The organism is Halodesulfovibrio marinisediminis DSM 17456, from assembly GCF_900129975.1.
GTDB lineage: Bacteria > Desulfobacterota > Desulfovibrionia > Desulfovibrionales > Desulfovibrionaceae > Halodesulfovibrio > Halodesulfovibrio marinisediminis.
The window spans coordinates 100,993-119,384 of record NZ_FSRG01000005.1; the positions used below are offsets into that span (position 1 = coordinate 100,993).

Sequence of the window (18,392 nt, forward strand, 5' to 3'; positions counted from 1 at the left end):
TCTATATTTTGCATAAAAAAGCGCCCGTTAAGCAACGGGCGCTTTTTTTATGTCGGTAGAAGCGGATGCTAGACGCAGGCGGCAATAATGATGAAGACGCCGCATGCTGAAGCCAAGGCAATGGTAAATTTACCGCCAGCAACTTCATATGGTGCTTCAGTTGCAGTTCTGTTGCGTTCATTGCGTAGTTTCCAGCTCATGATACATGGCAGACAAAGACAGAGCACTGCAAAGCCGATACCCGCATGAGCAAGAGCAGCGATAAAACTGCCCGGGCAAAGGTAGGAAGCCAAAATTGGTGGTGCAAATACAACGATAGTTGCAATGATGCGGTGTGCCTGAGAGGTACTAAGGTTCAGTGTTTCCGTGGCAAGGTCATATAAGGATAAGGAAACACCGAAGAAGGAGGTAACAAGTGCGAAGGAAGCAAAAACAGAAAGCACTGCTTTGATAAACACTGAGTTTTGAGAAATAGCCGCAATCAGTGAGTCTACGTTGCCGTTCATTTGGGTAATTTGAGCCATAGGCACACTGCCAAGTGTGAGGAAGAGCCATAAGACGTAGCACATCAATGGAGCAATGGTTCCACCGATAATTGACCAGTATAGGATGTCTTTGTTGCCATCAACTATCTTGCAGGTACTTGGGATACAGAAATGATAGCCGTATGCAGCGAACAGGATTGGCAGACTTGCTAAGAGGTGGTCGTAGTCAGGGGCAATAGCAAGTAGGTTGTCGAAATTAACAGTGGAGCTGAGTGAAAAGAAAGCGAAGGACATGGCACAGACCATGACAATAAAAAACAGGTTGTTGAATCGTACAATAGTCTTGGTGCCACAAAAAACGATGAAAGCCATGATAAGGGCAAAGATCGCTGAGCAAACCGGAGCTCCGTAGCCGCTGTCTGCAATGTGGAGCGTGTTCGCAAGGATACTGCCCATACCTGTAATGTAGGCAACAAGCAGTGCATAAAGAAGGAAGCCAAGGCTCAGAACTGCAACAACTTGCCCCGGCCAACCTAATACTTTTTTAACCATTTTATTGAAGTTTAATCCCGGCCCGACCTGCATATCAACCTCAACAAGCAGTAAGCCGGAATACAATGCCAGTGCCCACATGACGACGAGCAGTACACAACTCATTGTAAATCCGAGATAGCCCACGGCCATCGGCAAGCCGAGCATGCCCGCGCCAATAGTTGAGCCTGCTACAATACATCCAGCACTAAAAGCCTTAGTAGCCATAAAGAGAACCTCCCAGTTTGATGTGCCTGCTCCGGTGTGTAACCGGTTACTTTTTGAGCACAGGCACTAGTACAAAGTTGATGCTTCTGGGAAATACACTGGTTTTTTTGAACAGTAACCAGACGATGGATGGGTACGCTCAGAGCTCAGCTTATGAATTTTTATCAATTTTTTGCTGCCGTCATGCAAGGGGATGAGGCTAGAAGCGCTATTTTTTGCGCCAAGAGCTCTTTTGAGGCACGCTGAAAATGGACAGTATTTATTCGATAAGAAGAGAGAACATACACTCAAAATCAGTATTTCTATGTTGTGAAGCACGCAGTAGTGATTACAAGTTTTTCTATTGCTCTAATGTAAAAAAATAAAAAAAATTGCTCGTAATTTCAAAAGTTAGAGCTTTTTTAATGAAAACTGTACGTTTTACGAGTTGTTTGATGTGTAGCACGAAGAGTCTGATTTAATAGTAAAATTTTTCTTCCTATTAACGAGACACAACTATTTACAAGAACGTATTTAATTGGTGTGGTGTATAGAGTTTTATAGATATAGTGAGCCGAAAAGGCTCACAATTCTGTGTAATTAAGCGTCACGTATAGTTAAGGAGCAGTTGTGTTTATTTATAATTTGTCAGTGACGCTTCAATAAAGGTGATGAAAACAACATTTGTTTATCGTGGCGTTTCGCCGTATGAGATGTTGTCTTGTCCGGAAGGGACATGAGTTTGTGAAAAGAATGGAGGCTACGTGATTTTGAAGAAGCTGTTCTACACATTTATTATTTGGTGCGTTGTAATTGTGGATGCTTCTATGGTGTTTGCAGCAGAAAATGTTGTTTCGTTTCAGTATGGTGAGGCTAAGCATATTGAACAGGCAGAAGCAAGGTCAGAGGTTGTTGCTTCGGGAGTTGCAGAGCAGATAACAAACTATATGAACGCAAAATTTCAGTTTCCTGCTTCAGTTCAAATCCTCTTTACTGATACTGCACAAGAGGATCCCCACTATGATTCTGAGGCCAAAACTATTGTTATTCCCTATTCGTTTTGGACTGAGTGCCGTGAGCGTTTTAAAAAAGAATATAGCGCTGGGGACACTGGAAATATAGTGGATACGCTATGTGTTGGGGTGTTGGCGCACACTGTCTTTCATGAGTTAGGACATGCTGTTGTAGATATTTGTGAGCTTCCGATTACCGGTAACGAAGAGACTGTTGTCGACGAATTTGCTATATTGATGTTGCTGGACAGTTTTCATGATGGCAGGGAAATGGCTCTTATAGCAGGTGATTACTTTGCCCTTGAGGGAAAAAGTCTGCAAGAAGTGACAGATGGAGATTTGTTTGACGAGCATCCCTTGGATGATCAGAGATTTTTTTCCACCTTTTGTACTGCATACGGTGTAGCGCCTGATGTTGAGTTGGAAAAAGAGATGCTTGAGCTGGATATCTCAGAGGAGCGTCTTGATCTATGTGTTGCTGATGCGGAACGAAGAGTTAGGGCGTGGGGTACACTGCTTAAGCCATTTGAACGTCTGTAATTTATTTTGTAGTGCTCATAAAAAAGGGTGGAGTCAGAATGAGATTCCACCCTTTTTTTGTATGTTACTAGCTGTTACGGCATCAGCGGAGCGAGCTTGAGTCCTTCGTTAATATCGATGCCGCACATGAGATTTGCGTTTGCCAGCGCCTGACCGGATGCTCCACGACAAAGGTTGTCGATGGTGCTTACGATGATGAGGCGGTTGGTGCGTTTGTCTAAAGCAAGGCCGATGTCGCAGAACATAGTACCACGTACATGCTTTGTTTCAGGAAGCTTGCCCTTTGGCAGAACGCGAACCCACGGATGCGTACGGTAGGCTTCCTCATAAATGGCATGTACATCGTCCAGTGTCATTTCTTCAGACAAGGTTGTGTAGATTGTGGACAGGATACCGCGGTTAATTGGCAACAGATGGGTATTGAAGGAGACAGTGATGTCGTCCTTTGCAATAACGGAGAGTTCCTGTTCGATTTCCGGAGTATGGCGGTGTGTGGTAAGCCCGTATGCTTTGAAGCTGTCGGAAACTTCGCAGAACAGGGAGCCTACGTTAGCTTTACGACCTGCGCCAGTGGTGCCGGATTTGGAATCAACAACGATACCGTTCTTAAGGATGAATCCTTCTTTAAGCGCAGGGTAGAGCCCAAGAATTGCAGATGTCGGGTAGCAGCCCGGGTTTGCAACAAGCTGTGCCTGAGAGACAGCTTCTGAGTATAGCTCTGGAAGACCGTAGACAGCTTTGTCCAGCAAGCCTTCTTGTGTGTGTTCGCAAGCATACCAGTGCTCATATTCATCTTTGCTTCGCAGGCGGAAGTCTGCGGAGAGGTCTACAACTTTAAGACCTTTTTCCAGCAGAACAGCGGCAATTTCCATGGCAGTACGGTGTGGTACTGCAAGAAAAACGAGGTCACACGCCTGTGCAAGATCATCCGCATCCGGCTCCGTAATCGACAGTTCACCGTTGTCCATGCCTTGCATGAAAGGGTAAATGTCGCGTAGTTTTTTACCGGCTTCAGCACGTGAGGTAACACGTACCAGTTCGAAGTGATCGTGATTCTGCAAAAGGCGCATCAGTTCCATTCCGGTGTATCCGGTAACCCCTACTAAGCCTACTTTAGTCTGTGCCATTTGCATCGTATCCTGTTTTAGTTATTACTTTGTCTTCATTACGTATTTCATACGTAGATCGTAGAGCAGTGTATCAAGCAGCTGCTTTTCATCATTTTCAAGGCAGGTCTTTGTTTTTTCCTGCAGCATGGACAAAATGTCGATGGAGTGTTTTGCGGCGAGCAGGTTCTCCATCATCTGTCCGCTTTCCGGATCTGGCACTTCGCCGAGTTGTACCAGAGCAGAAGAGCCGATAGAAAGAATGAACGTGGAAAAAGTTACTTCCGGCATGCCGTTATGCTCGGTGTTTTGATCAGCCATGGTGCGCTCCTTTAAGATAAGTCAGAGGCATTCAAGGCGCTGTGATAAGCGGTTAGACCTTTTTCGAGATATCCGGACGCAATTTCGCCGCCGCATGCTTTACAGCCTTCAGCTAAAGCATGCAGACCAGCTGCAAGGTCTGCCCAGTCTACCCAGCCCATATGCCCGATGCGTATAAGACGTCCTTTCATGTGAGCCTGACCACCGGCGAGGATAACTCCGAAGTTCTTCTTGGCATACGCAAGCACTTCACTGGCATCCACGTTTTCAGGAACCAGAACGCTTGTAAGACCCCATGTGAAGTGATCTTTTGCAAGCAACTCCAGTCCCATTTCCGTAACGGCAGTGCGTGCCATCATGGTCAAAGCCCATTGCTTTTTGAAAACAACATCAAATCCAGTTTCTTCAAACATTGCAAGGCTCTCGTTAAGACCAACAATAAGACTCACAGGTGTTGTAAACAAGGTTTGATCTTGTAAAATTTTCTGTTTTTCTGCGCGCAGGTTGAAATAGAAACAGGAAGGAGTAACGGATTCAGCTTTCTGCCATGCTTTATCGCTGCATGCGATCAGACCGAGTCCCGGAGGAAGCATAAGTCCTTTCTGGGAGCCGGTAAGCAGGCAGTCGATGCCCCATTCATCCATATTACATGGTGAGATGGAAACAGCAGAGATGCCGTCCACAACAAGCAGAACATCGCGGTCTTTTGTAACTGCCGCAATTTCATCAACAGGATGTAGTACGCCGGTCGAGGTTTCAGAAAGCTGAACGAGTACACCCTTACAGTCCGGATGGAGATCCAGCATGTTTGCAACGGCTTCTGCGGAAACAGCCTGTCCCCAGTCGAGGACGATTTTTTCTACAGCTACGTTGCTAGATTCGCAGATTTCTGCCCAGCGTTCGCCGAATTTACCAGCTTCAATAACCAGAACCTTTTCACCGGCTGTAAATAAGTTAGTTACTGCCGCAGTCATAACACCAGTACCGGAACATGCCAGAGGCATAACTGGCTGGGAGGTGCCGAAAAGTTTCTGTAACCGCTGTTGAACCTGCGCCATGATGGCTTTGAACTCAGGCTTGCGGTGATGGATCATGTCTTGCGCTAATGCGAGACGGACACGTTCTGGAACCGGGGTCGGACCCGGTGCTAACAATCTATTTTTGTTAAGCATGATCTTCTCCGCAATTGGTAGTAAATGCTGAATTTGTTACTGGGGTTCGAATAGAGCCATCCTATTTGCGGTTGTGAACCGTAGTGTGTCTGGCAAACAGGAGTACACGTCCTGTATTCGACCTTACTATCATCCTGCAGACTTTACATTGGCAACGCAAAAAATAAAAGCAGGGATGTGCTGCAATTTTCCAGTTTTTTATGTTGGCAGTTGTGTTGTTGTTACATCCAGTAGTGTTGCTTTGCTATGCTAGATTGTACAACAGCCTTTCCTTTTATTTTTCATATAAAAGAAAACTGGCGGAACATATGTCCCGCCAGTTTTTTTATTGAGTAAAGGTAAAGTGGATAAGCTTAGCTTTTGAACACTCGTACTGTGTAGCTCTTGAGGTAGTGAGTTTCCGGCATTGCAGGGTGTACAGGATGGTCTGGACCCTGATGACCCTGAATAAGGGTCTGGATGCGGGTTTTGGACTTGGATGCTGCGTGCAGAAGTACGCGGTTCAAGTCATGTGCGCTTAAGTGCTGGGAACAGGAGCAGCTGGTTACGATGCCGCCATCTACAACAAGATCCATAGCGAGTTTGTTAACGCGCTGGTATGCGGAAAGACCTTCTTTGAATGCTTTCTTACGCTTGATGAATGCAGGCGGGTCAACACAGATTACGTCGAACTGTGCGCCGGAATCTTTAAGTTCCTGCAATGTGTCGAGCGCATCGCCGTATACAGTATCTACTTTGTCAGGAGAACCGTTGAGGCTTGCGTTGTGCACTGCTGCATCAAGAGCAATTTTAGATGCGTCCAGGAAGGTAACTTCTTTTGCTCCAGCTTTTACAGCGTTACAGCCGAAGCTGCCAGCGTAGCAGAATGCGTCAAGAACGCGTTTGCCGTTACAGAAGGAAGCGAAATCACGACGGTTGGTACGCTGATCGTAGAACCATCCGGTTTTCTGACCTTCAATCATAGGCACTTCAAATTTTACACCGTTTTCTTCAATAGCGATGTTAGCAGGAACAGTGCCTACAGCCTGCTCAACATAACGGTCGAGACCTTCGAGTGGGCGGTTTGCAGAGTCGTTGCGGTAAAGAATCGCTTTAGGATGCAGGATATCACAGAGAACAGATGTGATCTGATCTTTCATCTTTTCCATGCCCGCAGTAGTGAGCTGCGCTACGAGGAGATCGTCATAGCGATCAATTACCAGACCCGGAAGGAAATCGCCTTCTGCGAAAACCATGCGGTAGAATGGCTTGTCGAACATGGACTCACGCAGGGTAAGTGCCTGAGAAATGCGCTTGTCGAGTAGTGCTTCAGTCAGTCCTTCATGAGGACGGTTGCTGATCATACGTGCGCAGATGAGAGAGTTCGGGTTCACATACGCTGTACCAATTGGACGCCCTTGAGCGTTCACTACTACAGCGCTTTCGCCCGGTTCAAATTCCTTGAGTGGGCTTTTCTTGGTGTCTACTTCGTTGCTGAAAATCCAGAGGTGACCGAGGCGGATACGACGGTCTTCACCTTTTTTAAGAATTAATTGTTTCATCTGTTCTTTCGGTTTCCTGTAAACCGTACTGTTATGTTTGGGTTCGCTCTCGCGCCCCAGTTTGTGTGTCCGAGCCAGAAGCTGCAGCTCTGGCTGTCTTTTATTAAAAATGTCATGCTTTCGGTAGTGCTTAGAGGGAGACTCTGCATCCGCAAGGAGCTCTTTCCCACTAAAATGAGTACAGGTGGTGATGAACTCGTACTCCAATAAAAGTCTTTGGAAGGGGGTCTGGGGGAGAACCTTTCTACAGAAAGGTTTCACCCAGCCGTCGGAGACTCGCCGAAGGCATTAAAAAATTAATGGGCTTCGTTCCAACGATCGCCAATTCCTGCGTCAACCTTGAGCGGTACGTCCATCAGATTCTTACCATCTGGTGCGACGTTTGACATGATTTCCTGAAGACGACGTGCTGCAGCTTCAGCGTTCTCGGTAGGTACTTCAAGTACCAATTCATCGTGAATCTGAAGAATAAGCTGCGCACCCAGCTGCTTGAGCTGCTGGTCTTCCGCAGTCTTAATCATGGCGATCTTAATGATATCAGCTGCACTGCCCTGAATGACGGTGTTAATAGCCTGTCTGCGAGCCTGTGACTGCAGCATGTTGTTGCCGGAGTTGATTTCCGGCAGGTAGCGGCGTCTGCTTGCAAGCGTTGCTACGTAACCGAGCTTCTTGGTGTCTTCTTCTACGTTGTCGTAGAATTCTTTCAGATGCTGCAATTTTTCAAAGTAGCGTGCGATAAACTTTTTTGCTTCCTTAAGGGAGATTTTGAGTTCGCCAGCCAGCTTTTGAGGACCCATGCCGTAGATAAGGCCAAAGTTGATGGTCTTTGCATCGCGTCGCTGGTCTGCTGATACTTCTTCAACTGTTTTGTCAAAGAGTAATGCAGCAGTGCTGCTGTGAATATCTTTGTCCTGTTTGAATGCATCCAGCAGGGTCGGGTCTTGTGAACAATGGGCAAGTACGCGCAGCTCAACCTGAGAGTAGTCAGCGGAGACAAGTTTTTTGCCTTCAGCCGCCACGAAACAACTGCGCATGCGGGTACCAAACTCACCGCGTGCAGGGATGTTTTGCAGGTTCGGGTTGCTTGAAGATAAGCGACCTGTTGCTGTTGCAAGCTGGTTGAACGTAGTGTGGATACGGTCATTTTTATCAGCAAGCTTCGGTAACGGCTCAAGATAGGTAGAGCGCAGCTTTTCGAGTTTTCTGTATTCCAGAATCAGATCGATGATCTTGTGTTGTCCAGCTAATTTTTCAAGAACAGCCTGCGATGTGGAAGCTTGTCCACCGCTTGTTTTTGTTTTGGAAGCAAGACCTAAATCTTCGAATAGCACGTTACCGAGTTGCTGCGCAGAACGGATATTGAACGGCTTGCCAGCGATGTCGTAGATGGAACGGGTCAAATTGTTGAGGTCTGCCTGCACTTCTTTCAGGAATTCTTCAAATGCCACACGGTCAATGCGGATACCCGCTTCTTCCATATCGGCCAGTACGCCGACGAGCGGCAGTTCGATGTCGAGCATAAGCGGACGTAAGTGGCCGCCATCCAGACTGCGTTCAAGTTCTTCAGCAATGGCAAGAGCGAGAAGCCCACCGTTTTTACGGGAGATATCCAGCTCGTCTGCTTTTCGGGAAAGTTTTTTCCATGAGTAGTCGCGATCTTCTGGGTTTAGCAGGTATGCCATCAGCCCTAGGTCAAGCAGCTTGTTCGGATCAATGGAAGACCAGCCTGCATGCTGGCGGAAAAGCGCTTTTGCATCTGGTGTGATTATTTGCTTTGCAGCGGTGCAGAACTCTGCAAGTTCATCCATTTTCCCTGCGTAGAGGAATTCTGTCTGTTCAATTGCAACAAGTACAGAATTGTTTTCAGTCTGTTCTTTAAGCAGCACTGCCACGCGCTTGTCTTTGCAGGAAGTGAGACCTGTTACGTCACTAGCTGACATGGCAGGGCTAGCGTCCGGCTCGTCGGGAACGATTTTTTCTCCGCCGCCAAAAAGACCGAGCTGATCGGTTGCGACTTTTTTCTTCTTAGGTTCCGGCGCTGGCGCATCTGCATGAGATAGGGTGTTTACTTCACGGACAAGCGCACGAAGTTCGTATTCTTTAACAAAGTCGAGCAGCGTATCGCGATTAACAGGCTCCAGTTTAAAGTCTTCCAGCTTTTCTTGGTCACAGGTGTCTGTATTAAGTGTTGTAAGCTGGCGGAAGATGAACATGTTGTCGAGGTGGTCTGCAAATTTCTTTTGCAGGTTCGGCTTGAGTTCATCAAATCGGTCACGGATTTCTTCCAGACTTTTAAATTCAGCAAAAATTTTATCGGCAGTTTTTGGGCCGATTCCAGGAACGCCTGGAATGTTATCTGAAGAGTCACCGATGATTGCCTGATAGTCTGCCCATTGAGCAGGACTCAGGTTGGTCTCTTCCATGAAATCTTCAAGGCTGGTGAGTTTTTCTTGTTTTGCACCTGGATCCCAAAGAAACACATTTGCATCAAGGCACTGTTTTAAGTCTTTATCAGCGCCAACAATAACAACAGGGTTATCTTTTTTGAGTCGTTTTGCCAGTGCAGCAATGCAGTCATCTGCTTCACAACCGTTGGATACAATGAGATGAATGCCGAGATGCTTTACCATCTCTCTGATTGGTTCGAGCTGTAATACCAGATCTTCAGGAGTAGCAGAACGGTTGGCTTTATATTCACCATAGAGTTCGTGACGGAAGTTCTTACCACGTCCATCAAGAACAAAGGCGATGTGTTCCGGAGACTCATCCCGCAGCATTTTCATGAGGATACGAGAAACAATAAATAAGGCGTTGGTAGGGAAACCATCTGCACGTTTAAGGTGCTGCATGGCGTAAAATGCCCGAAAAATGAATGCGGAGCCGTCAATAAGGTAGACAGGCTTAGAAGTAAGACCAAGGCGTTCTTGTAAAGACATATATTATAGATAGGTGGTTGGGGTTGCTACCATAGCGGCATGGCTGCGTTGTCAGGAATAAGAAATGGAAAAATCGCTGCCGCTTCATCTGCAAATGCATTGTGCAAAAAGGGATGATACCTACTAACTTTGCTGCCTGCAAACACTAAAACTTTGGTGTGGAATGAGGGACAGAAAAAAAAGAAAAAGTGTATTTTTTAGTTAATTATTCGGTATTATTTGTAATTTGCTATGAAGGTCATATTGTTTGAGAAAAAAACTAAAAAAAAGATAAAAAACTGTTTGACAGGTGGCACTGATTTCCATAAATACCTTTTCGCACGTGAGGGAACTCACGAAGCACAAAAGAAGCGTCCCCATCGTCTAGCCTGGCCCAGGACACCTGCCTTTCACGCAGGCGACGGGGGTTCAAATCCCCCTGGGGACGCCAAAGTAAATCAAGCACTTGCATGTATATGTAGGTGCTTTTTTTGTATCTGGAGCACAAGAGGTGTAAACAAGCCGTGTAAATTTTTTTAGCCCAATTGGGTTGTATGACTGGATGGCGTAATAAATTAATGGGAAGGGGGTTAAAATTTCCATCCCACATTTATAGCAACATAGTGTATGTGATTGGGTGAATACTCTCCTTTCAAGGGGCCTGTAAGTGGACCTCCTTCTTTATTTATTTTGCCCTTCCCGGCATCAAGGAACTGATAAGCTAGTCCGATGGTTACATCGTCATCTATTTCGTATTGAACGCCTGTTGCGTAGCGTAGTTGTCTGTCCAGTGGCAGGGCAGGAGACCGGTTACTTTCTGAACATGGTGATGTGTCGTACGCTGCCCCTGTAGACCATATCCATTTTGGGGCGATTCTTCCCCGTATCCCTATCGCAAAATGCCATGTGTCGTTGTAATCTAGGTCAATCACAGCATCTGAAATGTTAGTGTTGGATATTGATACTTCCAGCTCTCCAAACTGACTCCAGTTTTGCCATCCAAAATTACCGAGTACAGCCCATTTTTTTGTAATATCGTATTCTACTCCTAGGCTTACTGCTTGGGGGATTGTAATAGTAACATCCAGTTCTTTGCCTAGTAATTGTGAAGCGGTAAGAGTTTTTTCAAGGATTGGACCAAGGTTAGAGATAGAGACTGCGTCATCAAAGTCTAGCTTAATGGGGGACCGGTAGGTAAGACCTGCACGCAGTGCAGGGGTAATGGTATAAAAAAATCCTAAATTAGCGCCTATGCCAGTGGTGGTGGCATCTACTTTCAGTTCTCCGTCATTTGCAGAATTGCGAAGAGGAAAATTGTTGATAGCTGTTTTTATTAAAAGCTTTGCTACTAGGACATCAATACCAGCACCTATTGAAAATGATTCAGTTATCTTGGTGCCAAGGCTTACACTGGCTCCCGCTGTAATCAAAGATGATTCTTGTACATAGTATCTTCCGCTCCAGTTATCATCATAATCTAGCCCTAATCCGAAGTAGGAACCAAAACCAACTCCAAGCCAAGTGTGCTCATTAACTGGGGCTGCATAGCTGAAACTGCCTGCTGGCATAATTCCACCAGCGTTTCCGCCATCCCCACCCTCATATCTGCTTAGATCTTTAGAGAATTCAGAATTAATAATGAGTGCTTGAAATCCCATCATGAGTTGTGGCCGGTCTAGGTAGGGCATTGCTGCCGGGTTGGTTATTGCGACTGAAGCATCTAATGCTGTGGCGCTTCTTCCGGCTGTGGCAGTACCAAGGTCAGGTGTGCCAATTTCGTAGAGCCATACCCCTCCGGCATAGCAGGGCACCGCAGCATATTTTCCAAGAAGTAGTATTATGGTGAATACAGCGGTTAGATAGCGTAACGTGCAACTGCGTGTAGATTTCATACGGTTTTTCCGAAATAAGCTCGGCTAGGTGTGTTATTGACTGGTTATTCTGGAAAGAGAAGTTGTATTTGAAACCGCGCTGAGTAGTCCCCGATTTCGTCCGGAGCAATGGCATTGTAAAATACTTGTACCTGTAAGTTGATGGGGACACCCCAGACTTTAACAACCTTTCCGATGCCGCCACCTACTGGCACAATAAATTTCTGACCAGATGCTTTGAATACGTGGCTTGCATATTGAGCTGTTATTTGATCGGTGCGTCTATTTTTAATTCGGAAGTATGTGTTTCCAGTCATGTTTCATATCTACGATGATCCAGTCATTTTCTGATGCAATGTCGAGTGCTTTATCTAATGTTCCTATGTGGCCTTTACGATCATAGGCATATTCACGCTTGGCGTCGTTGTGATGAAGAAAAAGTCCTAAGCTTTTACCGTTTCCTGCCTTGGTGTATTGAACCATCTGTATGTCTGCGTCTGAGTTACCAAAAGCAAGGATAGGGCGACGCCCAATATGTTGATATATGCCGACGGGTTTTCCGGCATTGTTATTGATGAAATTTACTTTTGGGAGCCGAATAATAGCTGGTTTGCCGTCGATCATCTTAAATTCGACGGCTACACTTGAGCCGACAACCTGTTCAGGGGGAATTCCATAGATTTTTTCGGTCCATGGTCGCATGAACTCCATTCCACTGCCGGAAATTATATAGGTTTTGAAACCGTTGGCTCGTAAATAAGCCAATAATTCAAGTTGGGGTTGATAGACCAGCTTTGTGTACAGCCGGTTAAAGCGTGGATGCTTGGCTTTGGAAATCCATTGGCTGACCTCGTTGGCGAACTCTGTGGCTGTCATGCCGGAGTGTGTGCCGATGATCATTTTAAGGAAGCCTTTTGTGCCAAACTTGCCGACAGTTTCCATGTCTCCTTCTAGAAGTGCCTTGAAAGGCTGTGTGGTCTTCCATTCTGGGTGATTCGGTACCAGCTTTTTTATTTGGTCGAAGATGAAAACATGTTGTGTGGATATCGGTTGTTCAACCCACAAGGTTCCATCGTTGTCGAAGACAGCTATGCGTTGCTCAGGTAGTACATAGTCCTTACTGGCTTTGTTTGTGATGTCTGAAACAAACTGTAGAATTTTAGTTTTTACGACTCCATTGTTCCATGAAGGAAGTGGGTCAGAGGCTTTTGCGATGGAAAACAGGCACAGAGTGAGAATCACGAATAGCCCAACAGCCAAAAGATAGCTTTGGGACTTAAGACGCTGGCGAATTGAAAACATGATATCTCCTGATATGTTTCTGCAGTATTTGCTTACAGTACTGTAAGAGTTAGTGCAGCAAGAGAAAAAGTATATTCATTGTAATATTATGAAAAATATACTTTTTTACCATGTTTGAGGGAGAGGGTGGGGCGCAATTGGTTTCTTTTGAAACAGTTTCGACATGAGGGAAGATAAGAGTGGGATTTAGGTCCGAGAACTCTTTGCGACTAATGCAGCTTTGATAATGAGATTACTTCAAGTGACATGTAGTGGTTTAAATTCAATTGAAAATTAGTCGAGATCGTCTTCTGCAGTTTGTGTCATCAGCCAATTGGGAACAGAGAGTTTCCAGTGGATAGCTGCAGAACGAATGCCAAAGATGATTGCAATGCAGACAGATGCCCAAGTCGCTCTGTATTCAGGAAGTACATACGATGCTATGGAAAAGAGTATGCAACCGAAGAGAACTGGAGTTGCATAAAGTTCTCTTGACATTATAAGGGTTTTTCGACCTGCAAGTACATCACGGGTCACTCCGCCGCCAATAGCAGTTGTTACACCCAGTAAGATGGGAGCGACTGGTAGTCCGAAATTTAATTCCCAGACTTTATCCATTGCTTGAATTGCAAAAAGAGATGCTCCAAATCCATCAATATACAATAAAAGCAGGTAAATAAATTTCCTTTTGAAAAAGGGGAGTGCAACAAATGTTGCAAGGCTTGAGATAAGTCCGACCCATATGTAGTTGAGATCAGTAGCCCAAAAAACAGGCACATCAAGGACAAGATCTCTGATTGTCCCCCCGCCGATTGCGGTGGTAATACCAAGTACGCATGCGCCAAAAAGGTCGATGCCTCGTTTAGAAACCGCAAGCACGGCTGTAACGGCAAAGGCAACAGTTCCTGCCATAGCTGTAAAGTAACTTAATGCTTCCATTCTGTTTGTCCTATTGCCGATGCCTATATAAGTTGCGAAAGTGGTTCTTCATGCTGCCTCACCTTCACTGTTTCTTTATGAAATAATGCTCAATAGCTATATGACCGCTGCACTCATAGTGGCTTCGTGCGGTGTCGTCAATCGGTCTTGAGTCTCTTTGAAAAGAATTTTTAACTGCTGAGTTAACTGATTGAATTTGTGAGGAATGTGTTTGGATGTAATGAAGTTGAATAAGATGTGGATGTTATGAATTGATATATGCTTTTTTTATCTTTTTTTGACTTTTGCGAATGCACAATTACGCTTTCATTCAGGTGCCGAAAAAATTCCTTAAGGGGGAGCCTGAAAAAGAAAAGGACTTACATTTTCGTATAAGTCCTTTTTTAAGATTAGCATTTAAATGTGTAACTGGCGTGTTGTTACGAATGACTATCGTATATTAGACAGCATCTTGCGGAGAATCATTTTTAAGGTCTTTATTTAGAAAGTGTTGAATCCAGATAAGAGCATCTTTCTCTGGGAGTGGCGGTGCATAATAGTAGCCTTGAATTTTGAAGCAATTATGTTTCATAAGAAATTCTTGTTGTTCTAAGGTTTCTACACCTTCCGCAACAACATCGAGACCAAGGTTAGTTGCTAGGCCAATTATGGATTTAACTAATGACGCAGCATCAGGGGTATTGGTTCCCAAGTCCTTGATGAAACTTCGATCAACTTTCAAAGTCTGGATTGGCAATGTTCTGAGATAACTGAGTGAAGAATACCCAGTACCAAAGTCATCCAGAGAAAAACTTATGCCATGTTCACGCAACGCTTTTATGGTGCGGAGCGAACGAGTTACGTCATGCATAAGAGTTGTTTCTGTAATTTCGATAGTTAAACGATCAGCAGAGAACCCGGTACGTTTAAGAATTTCCACCACGCGTTCAACAATATCGTTTTGGTGTAAAAGTCGAGTAGAGAAATTGACTGAAACACGAAGATCAAGCTGCAGGTCATGCCAAATTTTGCCTGCACGACATGAGGTTTCCAGAACCCACATATCCAGCTGAGAAATAAGTCCTGTTTCTTCCGCTACAGGAATGAACTGCGCTGGAGAAACGAGAGTGCCATCTGGTTTTTGCCATCGTACCAACGCTTCAACGCCAAAAGCTGTTCCTGTTTCGATGTCAATTTGAGGCTGATAATGCACGATAAACTGATTTAGCGCCAAAGCTTCACGTAGATCAGATTCAAGATGAAGTTTCTGATGCACACCGTTATTCATTTCGTCAGAGAAAACAGCGTACGTATTTTTGCCCATCTCTTTTGCACGATACATTGCAATGTCAGCATTTTTAATCAGTTCGTCAGGGGTTGTTCCGTCTATTGGGTACGTTGCTACCCCTACAGTTAACCCCAAATATAGTGAGTTTTCAAATAGTTGAATTGGTTTTTTAAAGCATGAAATAGCTTCTTGAGCTTTAAGCACAAGTTCTTCGATCTCTGAAATTTCATCAGCTACGATAACAAATTCATCGCCGCCGAAACGAGCAACCATGTCTTGCTCCCGTACGATGTCCTGCAGCCTATCGGCCACATGAGCTAACAACTGATCGCCAAGAGAGTGACCAAACGTATCGTTAATATATTTAAATCGATCCATGTCGAGCATTAACAGGCCCGTAAGCTTTCCTGATTGGTCTGACTTTTTAAATGACTGCAATAGCTTTTCTTCAAGAAAGGTTCTGTTTGGCAATTTGGTCAATGGGTCATGAAGAGCTTGAAATACCAGTTTTTTTTCAGCGGCTTTTTGTTCAGAAATGTCAATCATGGAAACAACATATTCGCTGCTCTCAGGAAGTAGCGCTACTGTGACCATGACATCTCTGGTTTCCCCGTCTTTTCTAACAGCTCGGCTTTCATACCTTTTAGGGGCACGGGAAGGATTAGTGCGTCGTTCCTGATGAGTTTTTTCTACAAAGGGAAGACATAATGGATCAACGAATTGTGTCCATGTCATTCCGGATTTTAACTCGCTAAGTTCATAGCCCAAAAGTTTAGCACACTCGTTATTTGCAAAAACTAAGGAGTAATCGTCTCCCAGAATGGCTGTAGCTGTTCCTGTATTCATAAACAGAGCTTGATAACGGTCTTTGGAAACACGTAATTCCCTTTGTGTTTTTTCAAGCTCGCTTAAGTCCATGAAAGACTCCAACAACATTGTTTTTCCGTCTTTTTCGAGTTTTCGTACTGACTTAAAGACAGGAATATGATTGCCGTTGGAGTCGGTAATTCCGCACGTTCTCAAATCACCATCTTTATGTTGATCCATGACTGGGCAATTTCCAGACTTATCGGGGCAAATGAATCTCTTACAGTGGCTACCGATGAGACCTTTCTTGTCCAGCTTCAACATATTAAGGGCAAAATGGTTTGCATCAACGATAGTACGAGTTTCAGGGTCAACCATGACAATCCCGACTCCTAAGCTATCTAATGCTTCAGTAAGAAACTTTTCTTGACGTCCAATTGCCTGCCGCATTTCGCTGATACCGTTTGCGAGGTCGGTGAGTTCGTCTTCGCCATCCAAAAAGATTTCTGCCTCATTTGAGTCGCTATCAATTTGAGTAACCTGTTCGCGCAGGCGCTTTAAACGTAAGAGAATATATTTTTCTAGAATATAGAAAATGAACGAGGCAAGAAGACCGCCTACAAACAGCATGAGCACAAGAGTCAAGGCTGTTGTCTTGTCTCCGAGTTTACTTACATTTCTTGGAGACCGTATTAAAAGCTCAAAAGCGTCATGCCCTTGGTAGTCTGAATAAAATAGTCCCGATAAAATGTGATCTTTTGAATATTCAAAGTTAAGTGGAGTATTGTTTTTATGGGAAGTTGGTTGCGTGGCTGGGTCAGCAATTTTCATAGAAAAATCTACGCCTGTAGTCGCCACCAAAGATTTTAGAAGGGATTCGTCAAAAGGTTGCCCCATTACCAATACTCCATTGATTGGACCGACAAATTCACTGGTAATAATAGGGTGCGTTACAATTAGAAATATTTTTCCAGAAAGATTGAGAAATCCTTTAGTGATAGTCCTGATTGTTGGAGTTAGCAAAAAAGGAGAATTTTGCGAAAAGTGCGCAAGTAGTTCTGGGGAAGCATCTACTAGTGCGTTACGTTGAGGGTCATAGCTACGGGTGTATACGGCTCTCCCTTTTTTATCAAAGTAGAGCATAAAGCTAACCCCAAGGTTTTCAAAAGTCTCTTTACTTAAATTTGATGAAATGAACTCTTGATTTCCATTACGAACAAAAGTGTGGCTGTCATCCCAGCATGCCCAGTCTACTGTAAACGATGTTAATTTTTCAAATTCGTTAGTAATGGATTCACGAACGCGTTCCATATCGTTTCTGGCTAGCCCATCTTCAATAGACTGAAATCCTTGCATTATTAGATAGTGTGAGGAGTATGCCGTCAGATATAGTGTAATTGTGAAAGCTATAAAAAGAAGCGTGAATATTTTTGTTCGTATTGTCGTAAAAAAAGGATGTCGCATATTGATCCTGCCACAATGTCGTGGCTTCTAACGTAACTTACTAGAGAGTAATGTTGATTGAGTCTTCATGGTTGGCAGGAGAAAGCCAGCGTTACTTGAATGACATTTTCTACGGCGATGTTATAGTTCTATTCGGTTTAAGAAGATAACATGTTCAATTTTAACGGTGCTATAATAGATGCATTAAGCATAAATAGGATGAAAAACTATTTTATAGTGTTTGTTAAAAAGCTGACATGTGTTTAGCAGCGTTTTAATAAAAAGTTAGTTAAGTAATGATGCTAACATTTACTTTAAACTGACTATCTTTCACAGTGCAGTGTTGTTTTGTAATTTTATTATACAGATAGCTAATAGCTAATCGGCAAAAAAATCTAAAAATAAATTTTATGAGACAAATGTAAAAAAGTGCACCACTCGTACTATAATGCAAAATAAAATTTTTCAATCTAAGTGAGAGATGTCAAAATGTAAAAGCTAGGTAGGAGCTTTGTTACAATGTATTTTTTTAATAGAAAAAAGAGTGTGTTGAGACGTGTGTTTTTTAACATATATTGCTAGACAAGTTTTAATCAACATTGTGTACAGTGTTTATCAGTATTGAAATATTAAGTTTTTTACTCAAGTTATGACTTTTGTAATGTGAAAAATGATAGGTTATATAGCCTGAGTGGTATCAATTTATTTAAGCTGCAGAGAGTTTGAGGGATTTTGGATAGAGACAACTTGGGATTTTATTGCGTTGTGGCTAATGATATGCGAGGCAGAAGGTACACTGCGACAAGCATTAACTCATTGTTTTTGTGTTGCTAACTGATAGAAAAACAGATTTTTTTGCCTGTTGTGTTTCTGTAACTGTTTGTTTTAATAAATGAATGTTGTGTCGCATGTGACTTGAGATACTCTGCGGTACTAACAATTACAAAAAGGAC

The 18,392-nt window shown here is 44.0% G+C and carries 12 protein-coding genes and 1 tRNA gene; 2 read left to right on the forward strand and 11 right to left on the reverse strand.

Annotated features, from left to right (window positions below; translation table 11 throughout):
- Window positions 1-68: 68 nt before the first annotated feature.
- Window positions 69-1,244, reverse strand: a complete 1,176-nt coding sequence (locus BUR09_RS08515; RefSeq protein WP_074216530.1) for an amino acid permease — start codon at window positions 1,242-1,244, stop codon at window positions 69-71.
- A gap of 743 nt (window positions 1,245-1,987) precedes the next feature.
- Here BUR09_RS08515 and BUR09_RS08520 point away from each other — a divergent pair.
- On the forward strand, window positions 1,988-2,776 hold the full coding sequence (locus BUR09_RS08520; protein ID WP_074216531.1) for a DUF4344 domain-containing metallopeptidase: 789 nt from the start codon (window positions 1,988-1,990) through the stop codon (window positions 2,774-2,776).
- 74 nt (window positions 2,777-2,850) lie between these two features.
- On the opposite strand, the gene argC is transcribed toward BUR09_RS08520, so the two are convergent.
- From argC to polA, 5 genes are all read right to left on the reverse strand, one after another.
- Window positions 2,851-3,903: an N-acetyl-gamma-glutamyl-phosphate reductase gene (argC, locus tag BUR09_RS08525; RefSeq protein ID WP_074216532.1), complete on the reverse strand. Its 1,053-nt coding sequence runs from the start codon at window positions 3,901-3,903 to the stop codon at window positions 2,851-2,853.
- A 24-nt stretch (window positions 3,904-3,927) separates the two neighbouring features.
- The gene (locus tag BUR09_RS08530) at window positions 3,928-4,203 is read right to left on the reverse strand and encodes a DUF1844 domain-containing protein (RefSeq protein WP_074216533.1); all 276 of its coding nucleotides are present in this window, start codon (window positions 4,201-4,203) and stop codon (window positions 3,928-3,930) included.
- Between the two features lie 11 nt (window positions 4,204-4,214).
- Complete coding sequence (locus BUR09_RS08535; protein ID WP_074216534.1) at window positions 4,215-5,375, reverse strand: pyridoxal-phosphate-dependent aminotransferase family protein; 1,161 nt, start codon at window positions 5,373-5,375, stop codon at window positions 4,215-4,217.
- Between the two features lie 353 nt (window positions 5,376-5,728).
- Entirely contained in the window at window positions 5,729-6,916 is a 1,188-nt protein-coding gene (locus BUR09_RS08540) for a class I SAM-dependent rRNA methyltransferase (protein ID WP_074217032.1), read from the reverse strand.
- Window positions 6,917-7,212: 296 nt separating this feature from the next.
- Entirely contained in the window at window positions 7,213-9,852 is a 2,640-nt protein-coding gene (polA, locus tag BUR09_RS08545) for a DNA polymerase I (protein WP_074216535.1), read from the reverse strand.
- Between the two features lie 352 nt (window positions 9,853-10,204).
- On the opposite strand from polA, the gene BUR09_RS08550 reads away from it, so the two are divergent.
- Window positions 10,205-10,282 (forward strand) — tRNA-Glu (locus BUR09_RS08550).
- Window positions 10,283-10,421: 139 nt separating this feature from the next.
- Here BUR09_RS08550 and BUR09_RS08555 read toward each other — a convergent pair.
- From BUR09_RS08555 to BUR09_RS08575, 5 genes are all read right to left on the reverse strand, one after another.
- Window positions 10,422-11,723: an OmpP1/FadL family transporter gene (locus BUR09_RS08555; protein WP_074216536.1), complete on the reverse strand. Its 1,302-nt coding sequence runs from the start codon at window positions 11,721-11,723 to the stop codon at window positions 10,422-10,424.
- Between the two features lie 44 nt (window positions 11,724-11,767).
- Window positions 11,768-12,019 (reverse strand): hypothetical protein, encoded by a 252-nt coding sequence (locus tag BUR09_RS08560; RefSeq protein ID WP_074216537.1) that lies wholly within the window; start codon window positions 12,017-12,019, stop codon window positions 11,768-11,770.
- Window positions 11,991-13,004, reverse strand: coding sequence for an HAD family hydrolase (locus tag BUR09_RS08565; protein ID WP_074216538.1), 1,014 nt, complete (start codon window positions 13,002-13,004; stop codon window positions 11,991-11,993). Before BUR09_RS08565 ends, BUR09_RS08560 begins: the two co-directional genes overlap by 29 nt.
- A 273-nt stretch (window positions 13,005-13,277) precedes the next feature.
- The gene (locus BUR09_RS08570) at window positions 13,278-13,922 is read right to left on the reverse strand and encodes a trimeric intracellular cation channel family protein (RefSeq protein ID WP_074216539.1); all 645 of its coding nucleotides are present in this window, start codon (window positions 13,920-13,922) and stop codon (window positions 13,278-13,280) included.
- A 439-nt stretch (window positions 13,923-14,361) separates the two neighbouring features.
- The gene (locus BUR09_RS08575) at window positions 14,362-17,307 is read right to left on the reverse strand and encodes an EAL domain-containing protein (protein ID WP_074216540.1); all 2,946 of its coding nucleotides are present in this window, start codon (window positions 17,305-17,307) and stop codon (window positions 14,362-14,364) included.
- Between the last annotated feature and the right edge of the window lie 1,085 nt (window positions 17,308-18,392).